Annotated in this window: 22 protein-coding genes; 11 read left to right on the plus strand and 11 right to left on the minus strand. The window is 70.7% G+C overall.

Annotation, left to right across the window (positions count from 1 at the left end; genetic code table 11):
* The first annotated feature begins 27 nt into the window (after nt 1-27).
* Together AB0I88_RS09375 and AB0I88_RS09380 are read left to right on the plus strand one after the other, a co-directional pair.
* Nucleotides 28-405, plus strand: a complete 378-nt coding sequence (locus AB0I88_RS09375) for a metalloregulator ArsR/SmtB family transcription factor (protein WP_014440216.1) — start codon at nt 28-30, stop codon at nt 403-405.
* 99 nt (nt 406-504) lie between these two features.
* Nucleotides 505-1,179: a class II aldolase/adducin family protein gene (locus AB0I88_RS09380; RefSeq protein ID WP_361020526.1), complete on the plus strand. Its 675-nt coding sequence runs from the start codon at nt 505-507 to the stop codon at nt 1,177-1,179.
* A gap of 57 nt (nt 1,180-1,236) precedes the next feature.
* Here AB0I88_RS09380 and AB0I88_RS09385 read toward each other — a convergent pair whose 3' ends face one another.
* The 3 genes from AB0I88_RS09385 to AB0I88_RS09395 form a co-directional block, all read right to left on the minus strand.
* Nucleotides 1,237-2,271 (minus strand): DedA family protein, encoded by a 1,035-nt coding sequence (locus AB0I88_RS09385; protein WP_361020528.1) that lies wholly within the window; start codon nt 2,269-2,271, stop codon nt 1,237-1,239.
* 75 nt (nt 2,272-2,346) lie between these two features.
* A complete protein-coding gene (locus AB0I88_RS09390; protein ID WP_361020530.1) occupies nt 2,347-4,842 on the minus strand; it encodes a polynucleotide kinase-phosphatase in 2,496 nt (831 codons plus the stop codon).
* Nucleotides 4,839-6,200: a 3' terminal RNA ribose 2'-O-methyltransferase Hen1 gene (locus AB0I88_RS09395; protein ID WP_361020532.1), complete on the minus strand. Its 1,362-nt coding sequence runs from the start codon at nt 6,198-6,200 to the stop codon at nt 4,839-4,841. The genes AB0I88_RS09390 and AB0I88_RS09395 overlap by 4 nt, the downstream gene beginning before the upstream one ends.
* A gap of 104 nt (nt 6,201-6,304) precedes the next feature.
* Here AB0I88_RS09395 and AB0I88_RS09400 point away from each other — a divergent pair, with 104 nt between their 5' ends.
* Together AB0I88_RS09400 and AB0I88_RS09405 are read left to right on the plus strand one after the other, a co-directional pair.
* The gene (locus AB0I88_RS09400) at nt 6,305-6,787 is read left to right on the plus strand and encodes a SigE family RNA polymerase sigma factor (RefSeq protein WP_361020534.1); all 483 of its coding nucleotides are present in this window, start codon (nt 6,305-6,307) and stop codon (nt 6,785-6,787) included.
* Entirely contained in the window at nt 6,784-7,815 is a 1,032-nt protein-coding gene (locus AB0I88_RS09405; RefSeq protein ID WP_361020537.1) for an LCP family protein, read from the plus strand. Before AB0I88_RS09400 ends, AB0I88_RS09405 begins: the two co-directional genes overlap by 4 nt.
* Before the next feature lie 7 nt (nt 7,816-7,822).
* Here the strand turns inward: AB0I88_RS09405 and AB0I88_RS09410 are convergent, their stop codons facing one another.
* Complete coding sequence (locus AB0I88_RS09410; RefSeq protein WP_361020539.1) at nt 7,823-8,002, minus strand: hypothetical protein; 180 nt, start codon at nt 8,000-8,002, stop codon at nt 7,823-7,825.
* 545 nt (nt 8,003-8,547) lie between these two features.
* Between AB0I88_RS09410 and fbaA the strand changes: the two genes are divergently transcribed.
* Nucleotides 8,548-9,573 carry a class II fructose-bisphosphate aldolase gene (gene fbaA / locus AB0I88_RS09415; RefSeq protein ID WP_361020541.1) on the plus strand — a complete coding sequence of 342 codons (1,026 nt, stop codon included), beginning with the start codon at nt 8,548-8,550 and terminating at the stop codon, nt 9,571-9,573.
* 110 nt (nt 9,574-9,683) lie between these two features.
* Nucleotides 9,684-10,199, plus strand: a complete 516-nt coding sequence (locus AB0I88_RS09420; protein ID WP_361020543.1) for a hypothetical protein — start codon at nt 9,684-9,686, stop codon at nt 10,197-10,199.
* 3 nt (nt 10,200-10,202) lie between these two features.
* Here the strand turns inward: AB0I88_RS09420 and AB0I88_RS09425 are convergent, their stop codons facing one another.
* Both AB0I88_RS09425 and AB0I88_RS09430 read right to left on the minus strand, forming a co-directional pair.
* Nucleotides 10,203-10,559: a hypothetical protein gene (locus AB0I88_RS09425; protein ID WP_361020545.1), complete on the minus strand. Its 357-nt coding sequence runs from the start codon at nt 10,557-10,559 to the stop codon at nt 10,203-10,205.
* Nucleotides 10,560-10,587: 28 nt separating this feature from the next.
* Nucleotides 10,588-11,784: a hypothetical protein gene (locus AB0I88_RS09430; protein ID WP_361020547.1), complete on the minus strand. Its 1,197-nt coding sequence runs from the start codon at nt 11,782-11,784 to the stop codon at nt 10,588-10,590.
* A 57-nt stretch (nt 11,785-11,841) separates the two neighbouring features.
* Between AB0I88_RS09430 and AB0I88_RS09435 the strand changes: the two genes are divergently transcribed.
* Entirely contained in the window at nt 11,842-12,834 is a 993-nt protein-coding gene (locus AB0I88_RS09435; protein ID WP_361020549.1) for an ADP-ribosylglycohydrolase family protein, read from the plus strand.
* Nucleotides 12,835-12,906: 72 nt separating this feature from the next.
* Nucleotides 12,907-13,329 (plus strand): DUF3151 domain-containing protein, encoded by a 423-nt coding sequence (locus AB0I88_RS09440; RefSeq protein WP_361020551.1) that lies wholly within the window; start codon nt 12,907-12,909, stop codon nt 13,327-13,329.
* 50 nt (nt 13,330-13,379) lie between these two features.
* Here the strand turns inward: AB0I88_RS09440 and AB0I88_RS09445 are convergent, their stop codons facing one another.
* The 3 genes from AB0I88_RS09445 to AB0I88_RS09455 form a co-directional block, all read right to left on the minus strand.
* Nucleotides 13,380-14,426: a ParA family protein gene (locus AB0I88_RS09445; protein ID WP_361020553.1), complete on the minus strand. Its 1,047-nt coding sequence runs from the start codon at nt 14,424-14,426 to the stop codon at nt 13,380-13,382.
* Nucleotides 14,427-15,651: 1,225 nt separating this feature from the next.
* The gene (locus AB0I88_RS09450; RefSeq protein ID WP_361020555.1) at nt 15,652-16,611 is read right to left on the minus strand and encodes a hypothetical protein; all 960 of its coding nucleotides are present in this window, start codon (nt 16,609-16,611) and stop codon (nt 15,652-15,654) included.
* Nucleotides 16,612-16,613: 2 nt separating this feature from the next.
* Nucleotides 16,614-17,906 carry an adenylosuccinate synthase gene (locus tag AB0I88_RS09455; protein ID WP_361020557.1) on the minus strand — a complete coding sequence of 431 codons (1,293 nt, stop codon included), beginning with the start codon at nt 17,904-17,906 and terminating at the stop codon, nt 16,614-16,616.
* A 91-nt stretch (nt 17,907-17,997) separates the two neighbouring features.
* On the opposite strand from AB0I88_RS09455, the gene purD reads away from it, so the two are divergent.
* Nucleotides 17,998-19,239, plus strand: coding sequence for a phosphoribosylamine--glycine ligase (purD, locus tag AB0I88_RS09460; RefSeq protein ID WP_361020559.1), 1,242 nt, complete (start codon nt 17,998-18,000; stop codon nt 19,237-19,239).
* Here purD and AB0I88_RS09465 read toward each other — a convergent pair.
* Entirely contained in the window at nt 19,229-19,810 is a 582-nt protein-coding gene (locus tag AB0I88_RS09465; protein ID WP_361020561.1) for a hypothetical protein, read from the minus strand. The genes purD and AB0I88_RS09465 overlap by 11 nt on opposite strands.
* Nucleotides 19,811-19,982: 172 nt before the next feature.
* On the opposite strand from AB0I88_RS09465, the gene AB0I88_RS09470 reads away from it, so the two are divergent.
* Nucleotides 19,983-21,134, plus strand: coding sequence for a sensor histidine kinase (locus AB0I88_RS09470; protein ID WP_361020563.1), 1,152 nt, complete (start codon nt 19,983-19,985; stop codon nt 21,132-21,134).
* Nucleotides 21,131-21,781, plus strand: a complete 651-nt coding sequence (locus AB0I88_RS09475) for a response regulator transcription factor (RefSeq protein WP_361020565.1) — start codon at nt 21,131-21,133, stop codon at nt 21,779-21,781. The genes AB0I88_RS09470 and AB0I88_RS09475 overlap by 4 nt, the downstream gene beginning before the upstream one ends.
* A 3-nt stretch (nt 21,782-21,784) precedes the next feature.
* Here AB0I88_RS09475 and AB0I88_RS09480 read toward each other — a convergent pair whose 3' ends face one another.
* Complete coding sequence (locus tag AB0I88_RS09480) at nt 21,785-22,234, minus strand: SCP2 sterol-binding domain-containing protein (RefSeq protein ID WP_361020567.1); 450 nt, start codon at nt 22,232-22,234, stop codon at nt 21,785-21,787.
* Nucleotides 22,235-22,350 lie beyond the last annotated feature (116 nt).

A 22,350-nucleotide genomic window follows, 5' to 3' on the forward strand; every position in this document is an offset into this window, starting at 1 on the left:
AGGAGAATCGATGCAGTTGGTGGAAGGATGGAGATCGTGGGAACTGCGTTGGCGGAAATGACGATGCCTCAGATCTCGCCGCTTGCCGGCGAGCCAATTGAACGCGCTGACGCTGAGCGCCTGGCGGGAGTGCTCAAGGCACTCGCCGACCCGGCTCGGCTACGGCTGTTGAGCCTTATCCAGTCCGCGACGGACGGTGAGGCGTGCGTCTGCGACCTGACGGCTCCCCTGGGCCTCTCGCAGCCGACCGTGAGCCACCACCTGCGGATCCTGACGGAGGCGGGTCTGCTGGAGCGGGAGAAGCGGGGTGTGTGGGCGTATTACCGACTGGTGCCGACCGCGATCGCCACCATCGCCGACCTGCTGACGCCGCCGCGGAAGCGGGCCACCAAGAAGGCCCGCTGAATCGTCGGAAGTCGCCTGGCGTCACTGACTATCGGGGCGTGGCGCCAGGCCGAGGACCCCGGCCCAACGGATTGGGCCGGCGGACCTGAGGAGGAGCGGGTGAACTACGTCCCCGGTGACCTGCGTGATCAGCTCGCGCACGTGGGTTACGACGTGGTGCAGGCGGGTCTCGTGTGTGGATCGGGCGGCAACCTGTCCGCCCGCATCCCCGACGAGGACGCCATCTGGGTCACCGCGAGTGGATCCTGGCTGGACCGGCTGAGCCGGAACACCTTCGCGCCGGTGCGGATCTCCGACGGGGCACCCGCCATCGTCGGCACCATGCCGCCGCCACGAATCGAGCCGACCAGTGAGCTGGCTCTGCACCTCGCGCTCTACCGGGCCCGGCCCGACATCAACGCGGTGGTTCACCTTCATCCACAGACGGCTCTCCTGCTGGACGCGCTGGGCGAGCACATCCGGATCGTGACCACCGATCACGCGTATTACCTGCGGCGGGTGTCGACCGTGCCGTTCCGGCTGCCGGGCAGCACCGAGCTGGCCGCTCTCACCGCCGCGATGGCCGCCGACGGCACCGACTGCCTGGTGCTCAGCCAGCACGGGTGCGTGGTGATGGGCGACTCCGTGGAGATCGCACACAAGCGGGCCCGCAATCTGGAGGAAGCGGCATCGCTCACCTACCGGGCGCTCACCGCGGGCCGGCTGGAGAACCTTCGGGACTGCCCGGAGGAATTCCTGGAGCGGCTCTCCCGATCCACCGCCGTAACGGTGTAACCGGACACGGAAAAGGCCGGCCCCGATCCCGGGAGCCGGCCTTCCGTGTTTCTCCGTTCAGCCGCGCGGCCAGTGTTGCTGCTGGTCGTCGTAGGGCTGCTGCTGGCCGTACGGAGCACCGTACTGCTGCGGCGGGTAGTGCTGCTGTTCGTGCTGTGGCGGAAAGCCGGGCTGCCCGTACGTCTGCTGCTGCGGTGGGTAGCCGGGCTGCTGATGGGGGTAACCCGGCTGCGGCGGATAGGCGGGCTGCTGCTGCGGGTAACCCTGCTGGTACGGGTGGCCCGGCTGCTGCGGCACCTGGTGGTGCTCCTGGAACTCCTGGAACTCGTGCCGGGCGGCGTCGGCCATGCCCGCCACGCTGGCCGCGGCGACGATCCCGATGGCGGTCGCCGGCTCCGGCCCCTTGTGCAGACCCTGCTTCTTGGCCTTGCGCTCACGCAGGATCTCGATGCCGATCGGCAGCACCGAGATCAGGATGATGAGCGCGACCACCGGCAGGATGTAGTGGTCGATCTGGTCGCCGATGGCGTCGTAGATCTGCTGCGCCAGCAGGTAACCGACGAGGATGATGCCGTCGGTCCAGAGGACGGCGCCGACGATGTTCCAGATCAGGAACTGGCGGGCCGGCATGCCCAGCGTGCCGGCGACCGGGTTGAGGAACGTCCGCACGATCGGGATGAACCGCGCCAGCACCACGGCCTTGGCCGGGCCGAACTTCTCGAAGTAGTACTCCGCCTTCTCGACGTACTCCTTCTTGAAGAGCTTCGAATCGGGTTTGTCGAACATCCGGCGCCCGTACTTCGCGCCCAGCCAGTGCCCGAACTGGGCGCCGATGACGGCACAGATCGGGGCGCCGATCAGCAGACCCACGATGGACAGCTTCGCGCCCTCACCGAAGATCGAGTCGGCCACCGAGGAGGCCGCCACGCCCGCCAGGAACAGCAGCGAGTCCCCCGGGAAGAAGAAGCCGACCAGCAGGCCGGTCTCCGCGAAGAGGATGGCCAAGACACCCGGCAACCCGAAGGCCTGAAGCAGGTCCTTCGGGTCCATCGGGTTCAGGGCGAGCTGCTCCGTGAGCGCATGGATGTCCACGAGGAGCCAGGGTACCGGCCTCTGCACGGCCGGAAGCTGTACGAATGCTGTGCTATCAAGAAAGTAACCGAGCAGTCACAAACGAGGATCCACCGGTTCCGACTCGGCTGCCAGAATCGCGAAGACCAGCTCATGCACCCGCCAGGCCGGGGCTCCCTCGGCCAGCCGGTCCAGCGCCGCCAGGCCGAGCCCGTGCTCGCGCAACGCCAGCGACCGCTTGCGGCCCAGGTTGCGCTGGCGGAGCTGGGCCAGCTGCTCGGGCCGGGTGTACTCCGGGCCGTAGATGATCCGGAGGTACTCCCGGCCGCGGCACTTCACGCCCGGCTGCACGAGGCGGCCTTTCTCGTCGGTCACGGCCAGCCCCGCCCACGGCTTGACCACCATGCCCTCGCCGTCGGCCGCGGTCAGGGTCAGCCACCACTCGGTGGCGGCGGCCTCCGCTGCCGGGTCGGCCAGATCGACGAGCATCCGCCGGGTGGGCGTGAACAGCTCCGGGTCTGCCGCGACCAGGCGGTCCGCCAGCGCCAGATGCCAGTCGTGGTCCCTTTTCGCGTACGAGACGCCGGCGCCCGCCAGTACGGCGAAGGGAGCGAGGGTGACCCCGGTCAGGCCGTCGGTCGGTTTCACATAAGCCCGGTAGGCCGCCGAATACCCCTCGATCTCGGCTGCCCGCAGCTCCAGATGGTCCCGCAGCCCGCCGACGTCGAGCCCACGCCCGGCCGCCTGCTCCAGCATCGCCAGCGCGGCGGGCAGCGCGGCCCGGCCGGCCGCGCCGACCCCGGCGTACTGATCCCGGATCAGGCTGCCCGCCTTGGCGGACCAGGGCAGCAACTCGGCGTCCAGCAGCAGCCAGCCGGTGTCCAACTCGGCGAAGAGCGGGGCGGCCGCGGCCCGGACCCGGGTCAGCAGCGGCTCGTCCAGCTCCGGGCCGAAGAACGGCCGGCCGGTCCGGGTCCAGATGGCGTCACCCTCACCGGAGACGGAGACCCGCACCACGGCGCGGGAACCCATGTGTTTCTCCTCGCACACCACCCGGTCCACCCCGGCGGCGCGCAGGTCGGCGAAGGCGGAGGACGGATGCTCCAGGTAGCCCTCCACGGTCGAGCTCGTGCACGGCGCCATCGTGGGCGGCAGCCAGACCAGGGTCTCCGGGTCGACCGAGAAACGTCCCATGACCTCCAGGGCGGCGGCCGCGTTCTCGGCGGGGACGGTCGTTCGGCCGTACCCGTACTCGATGTGCCGGCGGCCCGTGACATCCGCGATGTCGAGGCCCTGATCGGGTTTGGCGGTGGCCGTGAACAGCGGCCGGACCGGCGCGTAGTACTCCTGCGCGGCCGGCACGGCGACCAGCTCGCGCGACGGCCAGCGCAGTGCGGTGAGCGCGCCACCGAAGACGCAGCCGGTGTCCAGGCAGATGGTGTTGTTGATCCACTCCGGGGCCGGGGTGGGCACGTGGCCGTAGACGACGGCGGCCGAGCCGCGGTACTCCCGGGCCCAGGGGTAGCGGACGGGCAAGCCGTACTCGTCGGTCTCGCCGGTGGTCTCGCCGTAGAGCGCGAAGCTGCGCACCCGGCCCGAGGCACGCCCGTGGTAGGCCTCCTTGAGGCCGGCGTGCGCCACCACCAGCTTGCCGTCGTCGAGCACGTAGTGGCTGACCAGGCCGTCGATGAAGGCTCGCACCTCGGTGACGAACTCGTCCGGTTCGGCCGCCAGCTGCTCCAGGGTCTCCGGCAGGCCGTGGGTCAGCTGGACGTTGCGCCCGTTCAGCTTGCGGGCCAGCTTCTGTTCGTGGTTGCCCGGCACACAGATCGCGTGCCCGGACGCCACCATGCCCATGACCAGCCGCAGGACACCCGGCGAGTCCGGGCCGCGGTCGACCAGGTCACCGACGAAGACGGCCTTGCGGCCCTCCGGATGCACGGCGTCCACCGGCCGGCCGTGGTCGTCGCGGGTCAGCTGCCAGCCCAGCTTGCCGAGCAGCGCCTCCAGCTCGGCGCGGCAGCCGTGCACGTCACCGACGATGTCGAACGGCCCGTGCTCGGTCTTCAAGTCGTTGAAGAGCTTCTCGTACCGGATCTCGGCGGCGGCGATCTCGTCGACTCCGCGCAGCACGTGAATCTTGCGGAAGCCCTCCCGGGCCAGCTGTCCGAGGGAACGCCGCAGGTCGCGGTGCATCCGGCTGACCACCTGGCGGCCGAAGACACGGTCCTCGCGGGCCTGCGTGCGCTCCCAGGCCAGCGACTCCGGCACGTCCAGCACGATCGCCACCGGCAGCACGTCGTGCTCGCGGGCCACCTTGACCAGGCCGGCCCGGGCGTGGGTCTGGAGGTTCGTCGCGTCCACCACGGTCAGCCGACCGGCGGCCAGCCGTTTGCCGGCCACGTAGTGCAGCACCTCGAACGCGTCGGCCGAGGCGGACTGGTCGTTCTCGTCGTCGGCGACCAGACCACGGAAGAAGTCCGAGGAGAGGACCTGAGTCGGCTTCCAGTGTTTGGCCGCGAAGGTCGATTTGCCGGAACCGGAGATGCCGACCAGGGCCACGAGCGACAGCTCGGGAACGTCGAGGATCATGCGGTCACCTCCGAAATCTTGAAGAGGGCGAGCTGGGTGGGCGTGCCGGTGGTCTCGTCGGCCTCGCCGACCCCGCGGATCGTCACCGTGTAGCCGTGTGTCGCGGCGACGGACTCGGCCCAGGCCGCGAACTCGGCACGGGTCCACTCGAAGCGGTGGTCCGAGTGCCGCATCCCGGTCAGGCCCTCGTAGTGCACGTTGTACTCCGCATTCGGTGTGGTCACGATCACGGCGCCGGGCCGCGCGTGCCCGAAGACGGCGGCCTCCAGGGCGGGCAGCCGGGGAAGGTCGACGTGCTCGATGACCTCCATGAGCACCGCGGCGTCGAAGCCGCGCAACCGGTCGTCGCGATAGGTCAGCGCGGTCTGGATCAGCCTGATCCGATCCTTCTGCCGGTCGGGCAGCCGGTCCAGCCGGAGCCGGCGGGCCGCCTGCTCCAGGGAACGGGTGGACACGTCGGCGCCGACGATCTCGGTGAGGCCCCGGTCCTTGACCAGCGCCGTCAACAGCGCGCCCCCGCCACAGCCCAGATCGAGCACACGAGACGCACCCACCTCGGAGAGAGCGGCCAGCACGGCGTCACGGCGCTGCTCGGCCAGCGGGGCACGACGGGCCACCGGCAGCTCGGCCTCCTCCTCGGTGACCGGCTGATCCGCCTCCAGCAGCTGGAGCGCGGTGGTGGCCAGCGACCGGCGGTGGGCCAGATAGCGCCGGGCGATCAGCACCTTCTCCGGGTGAGCGGCGAGCCAGCCCTCGCCGGAGCGCAGCAGCTTCTCGATCTCGTCCGGAGCGACCCAGTAGTGCTTTCCGTCATCCAGCACCGGAAGCAGCACATACAGATGGTTCAGCGCGTCGGCGACCCGCAGCACCCCGGAGAGGCGGACGTCGACATAGCGGCTGTCGCCGCCGATCTCCGGCTCGAACGGGACCGGCGTCGCCGTCACCCGCCAGCCGAGCGGGGTGAACAGGCGCTCCACCAGCGCCGGGGTGCCCCTCAGCACCGGCACGTGGATCTCCAGCGGGATCGGGGTGGCGGCCAGCTCGGGCCGGTCCTTCGACGCGCCGCGCAGGGCGCTGCGGAACACCTTGGCCAGGGCGCTCGCCAGCAGGCTGGAGGCCGCATAGGGCCGGTCGTTGACATATTGACTCAGCTCGAACGCGTCGCGCTGCGCGCGCAGCCGCTGGGGGTCGACGTCCAGCAGGAGCGCGGCGGTGCAGCGGTCCTCCTCCGCCTCCGGGTAGAGGACGTGCGCCGTGCCGGTGGGCACATCGAAGGAGTGCACCTTGCCAGGATGCTTGACCAGCAGGTAGCCCAGATCGGTGGCGGGCCGGTGGGTGGTCGTCAGCGTGAGCAGCACGGGTCGATCCTGACAGCCGAACACCGGAGCGGCGATCGATTTGCGAGTTGCCCACAGCCGCAATGATTCCGGTGCCCGGTCCCGTCGTACGGGCGGAGGTGACCGTGACCTACGAGGAATTCGCCGACAGCAGGCTCAGCGCGCTCCTGCGTTATGCCGTCATGCTGACCGGCGACCCGACGACCGCTCAGGACCTGGTCCAGGAGACCATGGTCCGAGTTCAGTTGCATTGGACGAAGGTGTCGCGCACCGATTCGCCGGACGGCTACGTGCGCAAGATCCTCACCAATCAGTTCATCGACATGCGCCGCGGCTCATGGTGGCGGCGGGTGTTGTTGTGGCCCGACCTGGACGACTCGGTCCCAGTCACCTCCGACCATGCCGACGAGAGCGCCGAGCGCGACCGCATGTGGAGCCTGCTCGCCAAGCTTCCGCGCCGCCAGCGGGCCGCGCTCGTCCTGCGCTACTACGAGGACCTGCCCGATCAGGAGATCGCCGACATCCTCGGCTGCGCGGTCGGCACGGTCCGCTCGTCCATCTCGCGAGGGCTCGGCACACTCCGGGCGGAACTGGTGGAGACCCTATGAGCAAGATCGAGGAAGAGCTGCGGGCCGCCTTCGAGCGGCACGAGGCGATGACCCCGGCGACGGGGCCGGTGCGGCAGAGGATCGATTTCGCCTGGGTGCGGGCGAGGCGTCGGCGGATGTGGCGCCGGGCCGCCGGTGCGGCCGCCGTGGTCGCGCTGGCCGGTGTGACCGTGCCGATCGTGGTGTCCGAGTCGGCCCGGCACGCCGTCCCGGCCGTGATCCTGCCGGCGACGACCGGCGCGGCGGCGCTCGACGGCCCGGTCGACGTGCTGTTGATCGGCAGTGACCACCGCGCCGGCCGGTCGGCGCAGACCCAGTTGGCCGACACCGTGATGCTGCTGCACCTGACGGCCGACCGGAAGCAGGCCTATCTGGTGAGCCTGCCACGCGGCGGCATGCTCCTCGACGACGGCCGTCCCTCGATGAAACTCTACGAGACACTGCTCCGGGGAGGCCCACGACTGACCCGTGACGCCGTGGCGGATCTGACAGGGGTCGACGTCGACGCGACCGTGGTGGTCGAGATGGCGGCCCTGCGCAAGGTCGCCGAGGCGGTGGGCGCGGTGACCATGTGCGTCAAGCAGGGGATCCCCGCCCACAGCGGGCGCAAGGCGATCCCGGCCGGCTGCCAGGACATCGGCGCCGATGAGGTCGGCCCGCTCCTGCAAGGGCGTTACCGGTTGACCAACGGTTCCTATGACCGCGACTTCAACAATCGGGCCTACCTTCGGTTGCTGGCCGGCAAGGTGATGGCCGACGGGCTGGAGCTCACCGAGTTGCGGGCGTTGCTGTCCCGGGCCGGGAGCGGGCTCCGGGTGGACGGCGACACGCTCGCCCTGCTCGGGGTGGCGGCCTCGCTCGAGAAACCGGAACTCATCGGCATCGGCGCGAAGTCCGCGGCCGGGGGGCTGGAGGGCGCCAAAACGGAGGCCATCTATCCCGAGGTCGGGCCGAGCCTGTTCGCGGCGCTCCGGGACGACCGGATGGCCGAGTGGGTGGCGGCCCACCCGGATCACGTCGACCGGTGAGCGCCGGTCAACGGTAGTCGTCGTCGAATTCGACCATGCGGTCCTGCTCGGGGGCGCTGTCGACATCGGCGGCGATGGGCCGCTCGTCGTCCGCGTCGTCCTGCCAGCTGGGGACCGCGACCATCGCCTGTTCGGCCGCGTCGACCTCGGGTGTCTCCAGGTCGATCTCGTGCGTCGGGTGCGTCATCCTCGGCTCCCTTCCGTTCTCGGCGGCTTTCGGCTTCGGGGTGGACGGGCAGATGTCGGTACGGCTGGGTGGCTTCACTTCCATGGTGCGCGTTGCCCGGCTCTGATGCCGCACAAACGGGCAGGTAGCACCTTTCTCACCGAGGTACGTCCGCGCGATGGGGTGTGGGCGCCCCGGGCCGTCGGGGGGAAGCGATCGCGGTGAGTGAGTGAAGGCGACGGGCGGTGATGTGGCGTAGAACACATTGCCAACCGTCGGCGGGCCGGTCGAGGTGGCCGGTGGCGACACCAGGGGCCTTTCCCGCCGTTACGGGACGGCAGCAGCCACCGAGCGCAAGAGGAACAAGGGGCCGCAGTCGCCGCGATCCGGCCCTGAACTGTGCACACAGGCCGCTGTGAAGTGCCTGCTTACGGCAGGAGTGTCGCTATTCCCGTACGGATTTCGGGGTGATTTCCGCTACGCAACGCGACTGCGGAATACTGCCTGCTGGAGGACAGCGCGGTCCTGCCCTCTGCTGCCCGTACCAAAGAGCAAGGAGCGCACCGATGCCTATCGCTTCTCCCGAGGTCTACGCCGAAATGATCGATCGCGCCAAGGCTGGCGCGTTCGCATACCCGGCGATCAATGTGACGTCCTCGCAGACCCTCAACGCGGCCCTTCAGGGCTTCGCGGAGGCCGGCAGCGACGGCATCATCCAGATCTCCACCGGTGGTGCCGAGTACGTCTCGGGCCCGACCATCAAGAACAAGGTCACCGGCGCCGTGGCGCTGGCCGAGTTCGCCCACCACGTCGCCAAGCAGTACTCGATCAACGTGGCGCTGCACACCGACCACTGCCCGAAGAACCACCTGGACAGCTACGTCCGCCCGCTGCTCGACATCTCCGCGGAGCGGGTCGCCAAGGGCCAGGCGCCGCTGTTCCAGTCGCACATGTGGGACGGCTCGGCCGTGCCGCTGGAAGAGAACCTCCAGATCGCGGAGGAGCTGCTGGCGAAGGCCGCGGCCGCCAAGATCATCCTGGAGATCGAGGTCGGCGTCGTCGGTGGCGAGGAGGACGGCGTCTCCGCCGCGATCGACGACAAGCTGTACTCGACCGTCGAGGACGGCCTGGCCACCGCCGCCGCCCTGGGCCTGGGCGAGAAGGGCCGTTACCTGACCGCCCTCACCTTCGGCAACGTGCACGGCGTCTACAAGCCGGGCAACGTCAAGCTCCGCCCGGAGATCCTCAAGGAGATCCAGGAGGCGATCGGCGCCAAGTACGGCAAGGAGAAGCCGCTCGACCTGGTCTTCCACGGCGGCTCCGGTTCGCTGCTGTCGGAGATCCACGGCGCTCTGGACTACGGCGTGGTGAAGATGAACATCGACACCGACACGCAGTACGCGTTCTCCCGCCCGGTCGCGGACCACTTCTTCCGCAACTACGACGGTGTGCTCAAGGTGGACGGCGAGGTCGGCAACAAGAAGGCCTACGACCCGCGCGCCTGGGGCAAGCTGGCCGAGAACGGTCTCGCCAAGCGGGTCGTCGAGGCCTGCGAGCACCTTCGCTCGACCGGCACCACTCTCTCGAAGTAATCGAACGGCCACGGCCGGTCCCCGTTGGCGGGGACCGGCCGTCGTTGTCTTGCAGGGTTACGCAGCGGTATGGGTACCATCGTGCCGTCAAGATCGGCGGGACGGTGGTCGTGCTCGGTATCGAGGGCTGGAAACCCGAGTGGCATCACGATGCCGAGGCCCTCGCCGCGACCCATCGACACATGTTCGTGCGGCTCATCGGCCGGAAGCTGCGATCAAGTCACCTCATGTGGGATGTCGCCGAGCGCGGCTGGTTCGCCGACGGCCCGGTGATCCTCGACTTCGGACTGAGTCGCGTGGAGATCACTCACCGTAAGTTCGATGAGTGTGCGATCACCTGGGACCAGATCGACATGTCGCTGCCGGTCGACTGGTACGACCATTTCGACTGGCGTTCCGATCCGCACGCCGCGCTGCGCAACGCCCGCGGCCGCCCGCTGCGGGCGGTCAACGTCATCGAGCGGACCACCTCGGCCGACTGGCGGCCCCGCGTGCTGCACGCCGTCGAATTCCTCTTCGACGGCGCGCGCCTCGCGATCTACAACGCCATGGACGAGAACGGCATCACCGACGTCCCCGAAGCCGACCTGCCCGCAGCGCACTGGCGGCGCGTGCACGTCGCGTAGAGCTCAGTAGCCGCCACCGGACGAGCCGCCGTCGCCGCCACCACCGCTCCAGCCGCCGCCGCTGTCGCCGCCACCGCCCCAGCCGCCGCCGCTGTCGCCGCCGCCCCAGCCGCTCCAGCCGCCACCGTCGTTCGACGATGAGCCGCTGTCGCTCCACGACTGGTCGTCCGACGGGCTGCTGCCGTCGCGGTGCTGCTGCTGGAAGTAGGAGGTCGCCAGCCAGGGGCCGTTGGCGCCGGACCCGGACTTGCCGTACCGGCCCTGCCGGTAGGCGGCCCTCGTGTTGTGCTTGACGACCTTGAACACCAGCAGGACCGCGAACAACGCGATGACGACGAAGATGCACACGCCCAGATCCATGGCTGCAGTGTGCGGCACCACCGCCACTTCAGGAAGACGCAGGTGAGAGGGCCTCCATGGCCTCGTCCAGCGAGTCGGTGACGACGACCAGACCGGACTGGTCGCCGTGCGGGGAACGGGCCAGCAGCGACCCGAGCAGATCCGTGACGGGCAGCGCGGACCAGTGCTCCACACCGAGGAACACATACGCCCCGGACGGTCCGTCGGTAGCGTAGAACGTCTTCGTCGCCGCCTGGAAGATCTCCTGCACCGTTCCGGCCCAGCCCGGCGCGAACACGATCCCGCCCCGCGACAGCCGCAGGATCGAGTCCTCCCGCACCGCGTTGGAGAAGTACTTGCCGATCTGGCCGGCGAACAGGTTGGCCGGCTCGTGACCGTACAGCCAGGTGGGCAGGGCCAGGCCGCCGTGCTGAAGCCGGCCGGCCACGTCCAGCGGCGGCAGCGGGTAGGTGGCCCGCACGGACAGCGCGGCCGCCGTGTACGGCTCGTGGTCCAGGAACGCCGGCGCCACGGACAGCCGGTCGATCGCGGCCGCCAGATCGTTCTCCGGGAACGAGGCGAAGTAGGCGCCCAGGTTGGCGGCTTCCATCACACCCGGGCCGCCACCGGTCACGATCAGCCGTCCGGCGGCGGCCAGGCGGCGGGCCAGCGCCGCGACCATCCGGTACGGCTCCGAGCCCCGTGGCGCCGCGTGCCCGCCCATGATCCCGATCGCGCCGCCCGGCCCGTACGCGGACACCCACGCGTTGAGCGCCTTGCCGAGCGCGTTGTCGATCCCGGCGTCGTGCAGCCGTTGGGCGATCGCCTCCCGGATGTCCGGTACCGCGCCGCCGTGCGCCACGAAGTGGTCGTAGACGACGGTGTCGTACATGCCGGTGAAGCCGTTCCCGGCGAACCCGGCGGACAGGTCCTCGGCCGTGTAGAGCAGCGCCGGATGCGTCGGATAGGGCCGCTCGTCGAACGGCGGGATCACGTGCGCCCCGCGCCGGATCAGGTCGGCCTCCACCTCCACCCCGGCCAGATGACAGCCGACGAAGACGGTGTCGCGAACGTCGGTGCCGGTCAGATCAGGCGGGTCACGGTCCAGGCGAAGTCCCAGGACACACAGCCCGGCCAGGGTGTTCTTGGCCAGGTGCACGTCCAGCTCGGCACGGGTTTCGATCTCGTCGGCGGTCGCGTCGAAGGGCGCGTCCCCGCCGAGGACAGGTTGTAGCGGATCGGGCATGCCGTCCATCTTGCGCGCACGAAGCACGCCGTTGACGCACTACCTAGAGTTGTCCGCATGCGTGCTGCGTCGGGGTCACTGTTTGGGTTGGCGTATGGGGACTCGCTCGGGAAACCGACCGAGTTCCAGGAGTACGCGTCGATCGTCGCCAGGTACGGTCCGGGCGGCCCACGGCAGCTGGTCGGCGAACCAGCCCTGGTGACCGACGACACCCAGATGGCCCTGGCGGTCGGTGAGGCACTGCTCGAGGTCGGAGCCGACGTCACCCCGGACGCCCTGGAACCGGTGCTGCGCCGGCGTTTCCTGGCCTGGGCGGCCAGCCCGGAGAACGATCGTGCACCCGGCATGACCTGCCTGCGTGCCATCGGGCTGCTCGCCGACGGGCGGCCGTGGACTGAGGCCACCCAGGTCGACTCGAAGGGCTGCGGCGCCAACATGCGGGTCACCCCGGTCGGTCTGGTGCCCGGCCTCAGCGACGACCAGCGGGCCGGGGTGGCACAGTTCCAGGCGGCGCTCACCCACGGCCATCCGACCGGGCTCGCGGCGAGTGAGCTCACCGCGTACGCCTGCCTCTGGTTGCGAAACGGCCTCGCGCCGGCCGATCTGCTGGCCGCGCTCCGGGAACGCTGCGCCGAACAGCGAAAGATCTATCGGGGCGACTGGCTCGGGGAGCTGTGGCAGCGCCCCGCGGCGGCCTCACCGGAGGAATTCATCGCCCCGGGCTGGGACGAGTGCGCCGCCGCCCTGGACCGGGTCGGGGTCGCGCTCGCCTCGGGCGATCATGCCGGTGACCCGTGCCTGGCGACCGGTGCCGGCTGGATCGCCGAGGAAGCGCTGGCCACCGCCCTCTACTGCTATCTGATCTCCCCGGACGAGCCGGTCGCGGTCCTCGGCCGTGGCGCGGCCTCATCCGGCGACTCCGACTCCATCGCCTGTCTGGCGGGAGCCTTCGCGGGCGCGTCGCTCGGCCTCTCCGGGTGGCCGAACGGGTGGCAGACCCAGATCGAGTACGCCGACCGGCTGTTCCGTCTGGGCGCGGCCTGGGACTGATCATCCGTTGTTCATCCGGCGAAACGCGGTCTTGATGGGAACGTGGCCGGCCCGGGCGGGTTGAATGGGGTCATGCAGAACCTCCTTCCCGAGCCGCCGGCCACCCGCCTGCCCGCCGACGCCGAAGCCGACAAGGCTCTCGCCGAGGCCTCCGCCACGGGCGCCGACGATGCCTTCAAGGCGGTCGCCGCCAAGTACCCCGCCTACAGCGCCGCCTGGGCGCCCCTGGCCGCCGCGGCGCTCGCCGCAGGTGAGCCGGTCACCGCGTACGCCTACGCCCGCACCGGATACCACCGCGGCCTGGACGCGCTGCGCCGCAACGGCTGGAAGGGGCACGGCCCGGTGCCCTGGTCGCACGAGCCCAACCAGGGCTTCCTGCGCTGCCTGCACGTCCTGTCGCAGGCCGCCGCGGCGATCGGAGAGGCGGACGAGGCGGCCCGCTGCGCCCAGTTCCTGCGGGACAGCGATCCGGCGGCGGCCGACGCCCTGACCTGATCCGTTCCGGTCGACGGCGGGCGCCGTAGGCGCTCGCCGTCCATCCTCGATCAGAGGCCTTCGGCCACCGCGGCTGCGATCTTGAGCCAGGCGTCCTTGGTGTTGGTGGAGAGCTCGCCGTACCGGATCGGCTCACCGGAGTCGATCAGCCGCTCGTAGGGCGCCACCAGCACCGCCCGTGTGCGGGCCGCGAAGTGCTGCTGAATCCACTGCAGGTCGATGTCCTTGCGGGTCGGCGGCATGGTGACGATGGTCACAGCCTGGCGCACCAGCCGCCGGCGTCCACTCTGCTCCAGATGGTCGAGCGCCCGGGCCGCGGTCTCGGCCGAGTCGTTACGGGCCGACATGGTGATCACCAGTTGGTCGGTGGCGTCCATGGCGGCCTGCCAGTTCTCCGCGCGGACGTTGTTGCCGGTGTCCACGAAGATCAGTTTGTAGAACCGGCTCACCACGTCACGGATCTCGGCGAACGAGTCGGCGGTCAGCATCTCACCGGCGGTCGCCGACTCGTCCGAGGCGAGCACGTCGAACATGCCCTCACCCTGGGCCCGCACATACTGCGACAGGTCACCGACCCGGCCCTGCGCGCCCTGGAAGAGATGCAGATCACGCATCATGTCCCGGACCGTACGGGCGTGGAAGTCCTGCTGCGCCCGCATGCCGAGCGTTCCCTGGGTCTCGTTGTTGTCCCAGGCCAGCACATAGCCACCGCGCTTCTGCCCGAACGTCATCGCCAACAGCAGCACGGCCACCGTCTTCCCGGCACCGCCCTTCGGATTGACGACGGTGACCTGGCGCAGCCCACCGAAGTTGCGGCGGACCATCTCGACGTCCTGCTTGTACTCCAGCTCACGCTGTCCCGGAGACAGCTTCACCAGGCCGAACATGCCTTTCTGCAGCATCGCCCGGGCGCCCATCGTCGCACTCTGATGGGCCGGCCTGGCCAGCCGCCGCCGGGCGAACTCCTCCGCCGTCGGCGTCGCCTCGGACAGCAGATCCTGGAACGGATCCACCTCCGCCGGTGCGGGCGCCCCGGCCGGGCCGGTCTGCGGCAGCAGCGGCGTCGTGTGCACCGGCATGTCCCCGTGCGGCGGCATCTGGCCCACCGCCTGCGGCGGGAAGCCGGGCGGAAACTCCTCGGCGGCGCTTCGCGGCGGCCAGGGCGCGGCGTCCGTTGTGGGCGGCGTCCCGATGGCGGCTTGCGGGTGTGTCGGCCAAGGCGCGGCGTCCGTGGTGGCCGGTGCGCCGAGGGCGGCTTGCGGATGCGTCGGCTGACCCAACAGCGGGGGTACGGCGAAGCCGTCCGCCGCCGGGGAAACCCGTTGGACCGGGTTCGCCGAGACCGGTTGGACCGGGTTCGCCGAGACCGGCTGCTCGGGTGCTGGGCCGGGCCATGCGGGCTGGCCCGGGACCGCTTGCTCCGGTGTCGGGCCGGGCCAAGCGGGCTGGGCCGAGATCGGAGGCGACATGTCCGGCCATGCCGGCTGAGCCGAGAGCGGTGAGACCGGCGGGGCGGGAACGGGCTGTGTGGGGCCGGCTTGAGCCGAGAGCGGTGAGACCGGCGGGGCCGGAATGGGCTGGGCAGGGCCGGGCTGAGCCGAGAGCGGTGAGACCGGCGGGGCCGGAATGGGCTGGGCAGGGCCGGGCTGAGCCGAGACCGGCGGGACCGGCGGGGCCGGAATGGGCTGGCCAGGGCCGGGCTGAGCCGAGAGCGGTGAGACCGGCGGGACCGGAACAGGTTCAGCGGGGCCGTGCTCGGCAGAACCGGGCTGAGCCGAGAGCGGTGAGACCGGCGGGGCGGGAACGGGCTGCGCAGGGCCGGGCTGGGCCGAGAGCGGGGGTGACATGTCGGGCCAGCCCGGTTGAGCCGAGAGCGGCGACACAGGTGCGACCGGCTGGACCGGGACAGGCCGGGTCGGCGGCGCCGGGGCGCGGTGCGGCGGCTGCGCCCACGGTGAGTCCACGGTGTGGCCCTCGCCCGGGGCCGGCGAGACCGGCTCGGGACCGGGCCACGGCGCATCCTCGGACGGCGTCCGCGGGCTGGGCAGGTGCACTCCGGGTGGCAGGGACGCGCCCCCGGAAGGCCGGTAGACCCCCGGCTCGACCTGCACCATCCCGACCGGTGGGGTCCGCTCCACCGGCACGGCACGGCCGTGGACCGGCGTCTCGGGCTCATCGGCCCAGAACGGCTCCACGTCCCGGGCCGGCGCGGCAGGCTCGCCGCCCGGAGTGTGGACGCGGTCGGCGTGCTCCTCCACGGATGAGACCTCCCCGTGTTGCCCCGAATCTTGCCGAATTCCGTCCCCAGGGTGGCACAGCAGGTCAGCCCGCGTACACCGCCCAAGCGCCCGGCTCTGTCCACCAGGACCGCTTTCGGCTGGTCGATCCTGCCACCCCGTCGTCGAGGAACCGCAGGTCGCCCTCCCGGGGGAGCACCGACACCGCTCTTCCCCGGGCGCGGCGCACCTCCACCCGTACCTTCGTGCCTTTGAAACGCTGTTTGACCACGACCGGGACCACCACCGCGACCTCGACCCGCCCGTCGGTGGGGTCGCCCTGGGCGAGCAGGCGCAGGCCGTCGAACTCGGCGTAGCGCGCCGCGTTGCCGACCACGCAGGCCAGCACCGGCTCCTCGCCGTCGGTGAGCACGGTGTCGTCGACCTCGACCCGGGCACGCCACGGCACCGCCCGGCCGTCGTCGTCACTGCCGCCGAGCAACGCGCCGTCCAGCGTCACCGAGCCGCCGTCGTTGCGCAGCAGGTCGAGGCGGCGGACCGTGCCGTTCATCACAGCGGCGGCCACCTCGGCCGGGGTCCGGGGCAGGCCGAGTTGGGCGGCCAGGTCCTCGGTGTCGTCCGGGTCGAGCGGCAGGATCGCGAGCGGCGGCAGGTCCGGCACGGTCCGGCCGGGGGCCAGGTCGGCCGGCCGCTTGCTGGGCGGCGGAGCGTACCGCCGGACCAGCCGGCGCACGACGGCGCGCAACTGGCCGTCGGTGGCGCTCACCACCACCAGCCTGAGTTTGGTCTCCGAGTCCGGCCAGGTCAGACCGTCCGGCCGGGCCGGGCCGTCGAAACGGGCCAGCACCTCGTCGATCTCCTGGTCCGAACCGGCCCGCACGGTCTCCACCCGGGCGCCGGCCTCGCGGAGCGCGTCCGCGCAGGCCGGCGCTGGGTCCCGAGGGGTGGAACAGACGGCGTTGCAGCCGCCACAGCCGGAGCCGGAGCCGGAACCACAGCCGTCGCCCGACCCCTCGGTCAGGCTGAGAAGCACTACGTCATACATGATCAGTTTCCGCCAAGCACCGAGTGTCGTTCGATGACCGCCTCGCGGCCCGGACCGACGCCGACGATCGAGATCCGGGCGCCGATCCGGGTCTCCACGAACTCGACGAACGCCTGCGCCTCGGCGGGCAGGTCCTCGAATTTGCGGCAGCCGGAGATGTCCTGCTTCCAGCCGGGCAGCGTCTCGAAGATCGGCTCGGCGTGGTGGAAATCGGTCTGGTTGACCGGCATCTCGTCGTGGCGTACGCCGTTCACGTCGTAGGCCACGCAGACCGGGATCTCGTCGAGCCCGTCGTAGTTGTCCAGTTTGGTCATCGCGAAGTCGGTGACGCCGTTGATGCGCTGCGCATACCGCCCGATGACCAGGTCGAGCCAGCCGATCCGGCGCGGGCGGCCGGTGGTGGTGCCGTACTCGTGACCGACCTCACGCAGGTAGTCGCCCCACTTGTCGTGCAGCTCGGTGGGGAAGGGGCCCTCGCCGACCCGGGAGGTGAACGCCTTCAGCACGGCCACCACCCGGTCGATCCGGGTCGGCGGGATGCCGGAGCCGGTGCAGGCGCCGCCGGACGTCGCGTTCGAGCTGGTCACGAACGGGTAGGTGCCGTGGTCCACATCGAGCAGAGTGGCCTGACCGGCCTCGCAGAGCACGACCTTGCCGTCGTCGATCGCCTGGGACAGCTCCAGGGCGGTGTCGGCCACATAGGGCCGCAGCCGGTCGACGTAGGAGAGCAGCTCCTGGACCACGTCGTCGACCTTCGCCCCGGTGCGGTTGTAGATCTTCGACAGCACCTGGTTCTTGAAGCCCAGCGCGGCCGTGACCTTCTGCCGCAGGATCGACTCGTCGAAGAGGTCCTGCACCCGGATGCCGACCCGGTTCATCTTGTCGGCGTAGGTGGGGCCGATGCCACGGCCGGTCGTGCCGATCCGGCGGGACCCGAGGAACCGCTCGGTCACCTTGTCGAGGGTCCGGTTGTACGACGCGATGACGTGCGCGTTCGCGCTGATCCGCAGACGGGAGGTGTCGATGCCGCGGGCCTCCAGGCCGTCGATCTCCTGGAACAGCACGTTGAGGTCGACGACGACACCGTTGCCGATCACCGGTACGACGTTCGGGGAGAGGATCCCGCTTGGAAGAAGGTGAAGCGCGTACTTCTCGCCGTCGATGACGACGGTGTGGCCCGCGTTGTTGCCACCGTTGAACTTGACCACGTAGTCCAGCCGGTCACCCAGCAGATCCGTGGCTTTGCCCTTGCCCTCGTCGCCCCACTGGGCGCCGACCAACACGATCACCGGCACTTTGAGCGTTGCCTTTCCCCAAGGTCGTACCTGGAGGAGCCCGGGTACTGCCGAAGTTTACTGGACGGTGACGCAGGTAGGATGGGCCGTCGTGCGCGTACTTCTGATCGGCTCTGGTGGGCGCGAGCACGCGCTTGCCGTCGGGTTCGCCGCCGACCCCTCCGTCGACTTCCTGGCCGCCGCGCCGGGCAACCCGGGCATCGCCCAGGTCGCCGAGCTGCACGAGGTCGAGGCCACCGATCCCGCCGCGGTCGCGGCGCTCGCCGTCGAGTTGAGCGCTGATCTGGTCGTGATCGGCCCGGAGGCCCCGTTGGTCGCCGGTGTCGCCGACGCGGTGCGCGCCAAGGGCATCGCCTGCTTCGGGCCGTCGGCCGCCGCCGCGCGGCTGGAGGGGTCGAAGGCGTTCGCCAACGAGGTGATGGCCGCCGCCGGGGTGCCGACCGCCCGTTCGTTCGCCTGCACTTCCGTTTCCGAGGCGCGTGCCGCTCTCGAGGAGCTGGGCGCTCCGTACGTGGTGAAGAACGACGGTCTGGCCGCCGGCAAGGGCGTCGTGGTCACGAACGATCTGGACGAGGCGCTGATCCACGCCGAGGCGTGCGGCAAGGTCGTCATCGAGGAGTTCCTGCCCGGCCCCGAGGTCTCGCTGTTCGTGGTGACCGACGGCACCGCGGTGGCGCCGCTCATGCCGGCGCAGGACTTCAAGCGGCTCTCCGACGGTGACGAGGGCCCGAACACCGGCGGCATGGGGGCGTACGCCCCGCTGGACTGGGCGCCGGCCGACCTCACCGAGCGGGTGCTGCGGGAGACCGTGGAGCCGACCCTGGCCGAGATGCGCCGGCGTGGCACCCCGTTCGCCGGCCTGCTCTACGTCGGGCTCGCCCTCACCCCGGACGGCCCGAAGGTGATCGAGTTCAACGCCCGGTTCGGCGACCCGGAGACCCAGGTGGTGCTCGCCCTGCTGGAGTCGCCGGTGGCCGGCCTGCTGAAGGCGGCCGCCACCGGCACCCTGGCCGAGCACGGCCCGCTGCGCTGGAAGGACGGCTCGGCCATCACGATCGTCGTGGCCGGTCACAACTACCCCGGCGTGCCGCGGACCGGTGACGTCATCGAGGGTGCCGAGCGCCCGGGTGTCATCCACGCCGGCACCGCCCGCAACGCCGCCGGTGAGCTGGTCTCGGCCGGCGGCCGGGTGCTGAGCGTCACCGCGACCGGCGCCGACCTGACCGCCGCCCGCGCGGCCGCCTACGCCCTGGTCGAGGGCATCCGGCTGGACGGCGCGCAGTACCGCACGGACATCGCCCTGCGCGCCGTCGAGGGCCGGATCACGCTGTGACGAGCGCCGGCCGTCCGGCGTCGCGCAGCAGGGCCACGGACAGCCACAACACCCCCAGGCTGCCCGCTACCAGGCCGGACAGGTAGAGCCACTCGGGCGCCGCGGTACGCAGGGCCGCGGCGCTCAGTCCGGTCATGTAGAGCGCGATGGCGGCCCTGGGCAGCACCCCGGCACGCCAGGACGCGGCGCCGAAGAGCAGCACCCCGGCCACGAAGGTCATCGCCACCACCAGGAAGTACGGCCGGCCCGGCCCGGTGAGCACGGCCTCCCGGGTCGCCGCGTCCTGGTACTGCAGGACCGCGTGGGTGAGGAACTCGATCGCGAACAGTCCGCTCAGGCCCAGGTGGTTCAGCGCGAAACCGGCCAGCCCCAGCCGGCCCGCCTCCCGCCGCTGGCACAGGTAGAACGCGGTCAGGGTGAGCAGCATCAGCGCGGTGGCCGGTGGGGCGAGGGCGTGGGTGAAGCCGTTCTCCGGCAGCAGCCCGGCTCGCCGGGTGACCGCGATCAGGGTGAGGACGCCGCCGGCCAGGCCGGTCAGGGCGGCGAGGCGGTAGAGATCCCGTTCGGACATGGTGGACTCCTTCGGTATCGGACGCCGATACCGTGCCCGGCCGGGCAGGGACGGGGACAGTGTCGCGCGGCCAGGACCGGGCGCCGCGCGCCGGCCGGACGGCACATGACCAATGGCCAAACCTGAGCGCCGGGCATGGGCGTGAATGCCCCGGGTCACCTAGCGTGACGGTATGGCTCTGGACGCTCCTCCGCTGCGCTGGATGGCCTCGCTGCTCTATGTGGCGGTGATGCTCACCGGCCTCTACTACGTCGGCGCGGGTCTGGCGCCGGACTGGTCGGGCACGGAGCTGGCGGTCTTCGTCGGCGGCCTGATCGCTCTGCTGGCCGTCGAGCAACTCGACTGGCGGCGGCCCCGTACCCGGAACTGGGCGATGGCTCTGCTGGTGGTCCGGATCGTGCTGCTGGAGATCGTGAACTCCGCTGACGCGGCCGGCTTCTCCCGGGCGCTGTTCGTCCTGGTGCCGTTCTTCGGGTACCTCTGGCTGGGCCGTGCCACCGGGATCGCGCTTGCCGTGATCTATCTGCTCGCTGCGCTCATCCGGGCCAGCACCGTGACCGGCGGCCGTACCGATCCCGAGGTGGTCTCCGACCTGTTCATGCTCTTCATCGGGCTGGTTCTGGTGGTGGCGACCGCGGCCGTCGCCGCCGAGCAGCGGCGCAGCCGGCTGCGGGCCGAGCGGCTGGTGGCCGAGCTGACCGCGACACAGCAGCGGGTGGCCGAGCTGAGCGCGGCGAGCGAGCGCAATCGGCTGGCCCGGGACATTCACGACAGCGTCGGCCACCATCTGACCGCGATAAGCGTCCAGCTGGCCAAGGCCGAGGCGTTCCGGGACCGCGACCAGCAGGTGGCGGACCGGGCCGTCGCGGACGCGCGCCGGGCGGCGGGACGGGCACTGCGCGAGGTACGGGAGTCGGTCGGCACCCTCCGTGCCGAGCCGTTCTCGCTGGCCGCCGCCCTTTTCGCGCTGGTCGAAGGGCTGCACGACGCGGACTTCCGGGTGGTGCTCGATGTCGGCGACGCGGAACTGGACCAGGGCCGGGCCGGTTCGGAGGCGCTGTACCGGGTCGCCCAGGAGGCGCTCACCAACGCCCGTCGGCACGCCGGCGCCGACCTGGTCCGGGTGGTGATCCGGCGCGGCGACGACGGCGCGGTGCTCGAGGTGGAGGACAACGGCCAGGGTTTCGCCCCGGACACCGCCGTGGGTGGTGGGCTCAGCGGGATGCGGGAGCGCCTGGCCGTTCTCGGCGGCAGCGTACGGGTGGAGTCGAGCCCCGGACAGGGCACCCGGATCGTGGCGAGTCTCCCGGCGGCGGCCCGGTGACCGGCCCCGACGAGCCGGTACGCGTTCTGATCGCCGACGACCAGGCGCTGATCCGGGAGGGCATCGCCTCACTGCTCGGCATCGAACCGGGCATCGAGGTGGTCGGCACGGCGGCGGACGGCCGTGCCGCGGTGGAGCTGGCGCTGGCGACGACTCCGGACGTGGTGCTCATGGACGTACGCATGCCGGTTCTGGATGGTCTTCGCGCCGCCGAGCTGCTTCGTGAGCGGTTGCCGTCCTGCCGGGTGCTGATGTTGACGACCTTCGACGACGAGGAGTACGTGATCCGGGCGCTGCGCGCGGGAACCGGCGGTTACCTGTTGAAGGATCTGCCGCCGAGGGACCTGGCCCGGGCGGTACGCCTGGCGCGTTCCGGCGTGGATCAGCACGACAGTGCGGTGGTGCGCCGTCTGGTGTCGGCGCTGGATCGCGGGGAGCCGGTGCCGACTCCCCGCGCCGATCTGACCGACCGGGAGCACGCGGTGCTGCGGCTGATCGCCCGGGGCGCCACCAACCGGGAGATCGCCGCGCAGCTCTACGTGAGTGAGGGGACGGTCAAGAACCACGTCTCGCACATCCTCGCGCGGCTGGGGCTGCGGGACCGGACGCAGGCCGCGATCTACGCCCGGGATCACGGCCTGCTGTGAGGCTCAGCCCTTCGGGATGTTGAACAGTTTGGGGATGCTGGTGGCCAGGTTCAGATCGCCCTTGGCTTTGATCTTGCCGGTCATGAACAGCATCATCGGGTTCCCGGTGCCGGTGACCGTCTTCAGGAACGTGAGCGCGTCCATGGTCATGGCCAGTTTGGGCTGACGGACCGGCTCGTTGGTGACGGTGCAGGTCCTGTTCTCGATCACGGTTTCGTAGATGTCCTGCCCGTTGGGCCCGCCGGTGATGATCCAGTGCAGGACGGTCGCGGTGTCGCCGGCCTTCGCCGGGCGGAACAGCGTGGGCATCCGGTTGAACACCTCGTCCAGGATCTTGGTACGGGTGTCGGAGGCCATCACCTCGGCGATCTTCGAGTCCGGTGTGGACTTGACCAGCTGAGTGAACTCCTTCGGGCCGATCGTGGCGAGCGACTCGGGGCTGAAATCCGTCATCAGTAGTCCTTTCGATGATCTCTACCCACCGGTAGCCCTGACGAGGATGCCGGGCGCCCGTGCAGTGTGCCACTCTCAAACAACTGTTGGACAGTCGACCCACCCGGTCCATAGAC

The organism is Actinoplanes sp. NPDC049802 (assembly GCF_040656595.1).
Lineage (GTDB): Bacteria > Actinomycetota > Actinomycetes > Mycobacteriales > Micromonosporaceae > Actinoplanes.

Bases quoted from the DNA above. Each gene is read 5' to 3' on its own strand.
- AB0I88_RS09375 (WP_014440216.1), top strand. From the start codon at position 28: ATGGAGATCGTGGGAACTGCGTTGGCGGAAATGACGATGCCTCAGATC.
- AB0I88_RS09440 (WP_361020551.1), top strand. From the start codon at position 12,907: ATGCAGAACCTCCTTCCCGAGCCGCCGGCCACCCGCCTGCCCGCCGAC.
- fbaA (WP_361020541.1), top strand. From the start codon at position 8,548: ATGCCTATCGCTTCTCCCGAGGTCTACGCCGAAATGATCGATCGCGCC.
- AB0I88_RS09390 (WP_361020530.1), bottom strand. From the start codon at position 4,842: ATGATCCTCGACGTTCCCGAGCTGTCGCTCGTGGCCCTGGTCGGCATC.
- AB0I88_RS09480 (WP_361020567.1), bottom strand. From the start codon at position 22,234: ATGACGGATTTCAGCCCCGAGTCGCTCGCCACGATCGGCCCGAAGGAG.
- AB0I88_RS09435 (WP_361020549.1), top strand. From the start codon at position 11,842: ATGCGTGCTGCGTCGGGGTCACTGTTTGGGTTGGCGTATGGGGACTCG.
- AB0I88_RS09405 (WP_361020537.1), top strand. From the start codon at position 6,784: ATGAGCAAGATCGAGGAAGAGCTGCGGGCCGCCTTCGAGCGGCACGAG.
- AB0I88_RS09465 (WP_361020561.1), bottom strand. From the start codon at position 19,810: ATGTCCGAACGGGATCTCTACCGCCTCGCCGCCCTGACCGGCCTGGCC.
- AB0I88_RS09445 (WP_361020553.1), bottom strand. From the start codon at position 14,426: ATGCCGCCGCACGGGGACATGCCGGTGCACACGACGCCGCTGCTGCCG.
- AB0I88_RS09450 (WP_361020555.1), bottom strand. From the start codon at position 16,611: ATGTATGACGTAGTGCTTCTCAGCCTGACCGAGGGGTCGGGCGACGGC.
- AB0I88_RS09410 (WP_361020539.1), bottom strand. From the start codon at position 8,002: ATGACGCACCCGACGCACGAGATCGACCTGGAGACACCCGAGGTCGAC.
- AB0I88_RS09430 (WP_361020547.1), bottom strand. From the start codon at position 11,784: ATGCCCGATCCGCTACAACCTGTCCTCGGCGGGGACGCGCCCTTCGAC.
- AB0I88_RS09470 (WP_361020563.1), top strand. From the start codon at position 19,983: ATGGCTCTGGACGCTCCTCCGCTGCGCTGGATGGCCTCGCTGCTCTAT.
- AB0I88_RS09425 (WP_361020545.1), bottom strand. From the start codon at position 10,559: ATGGATCTGGGCGTGTGCATCTTCGTCGTCATCGCGTTGTTCGCGGTC.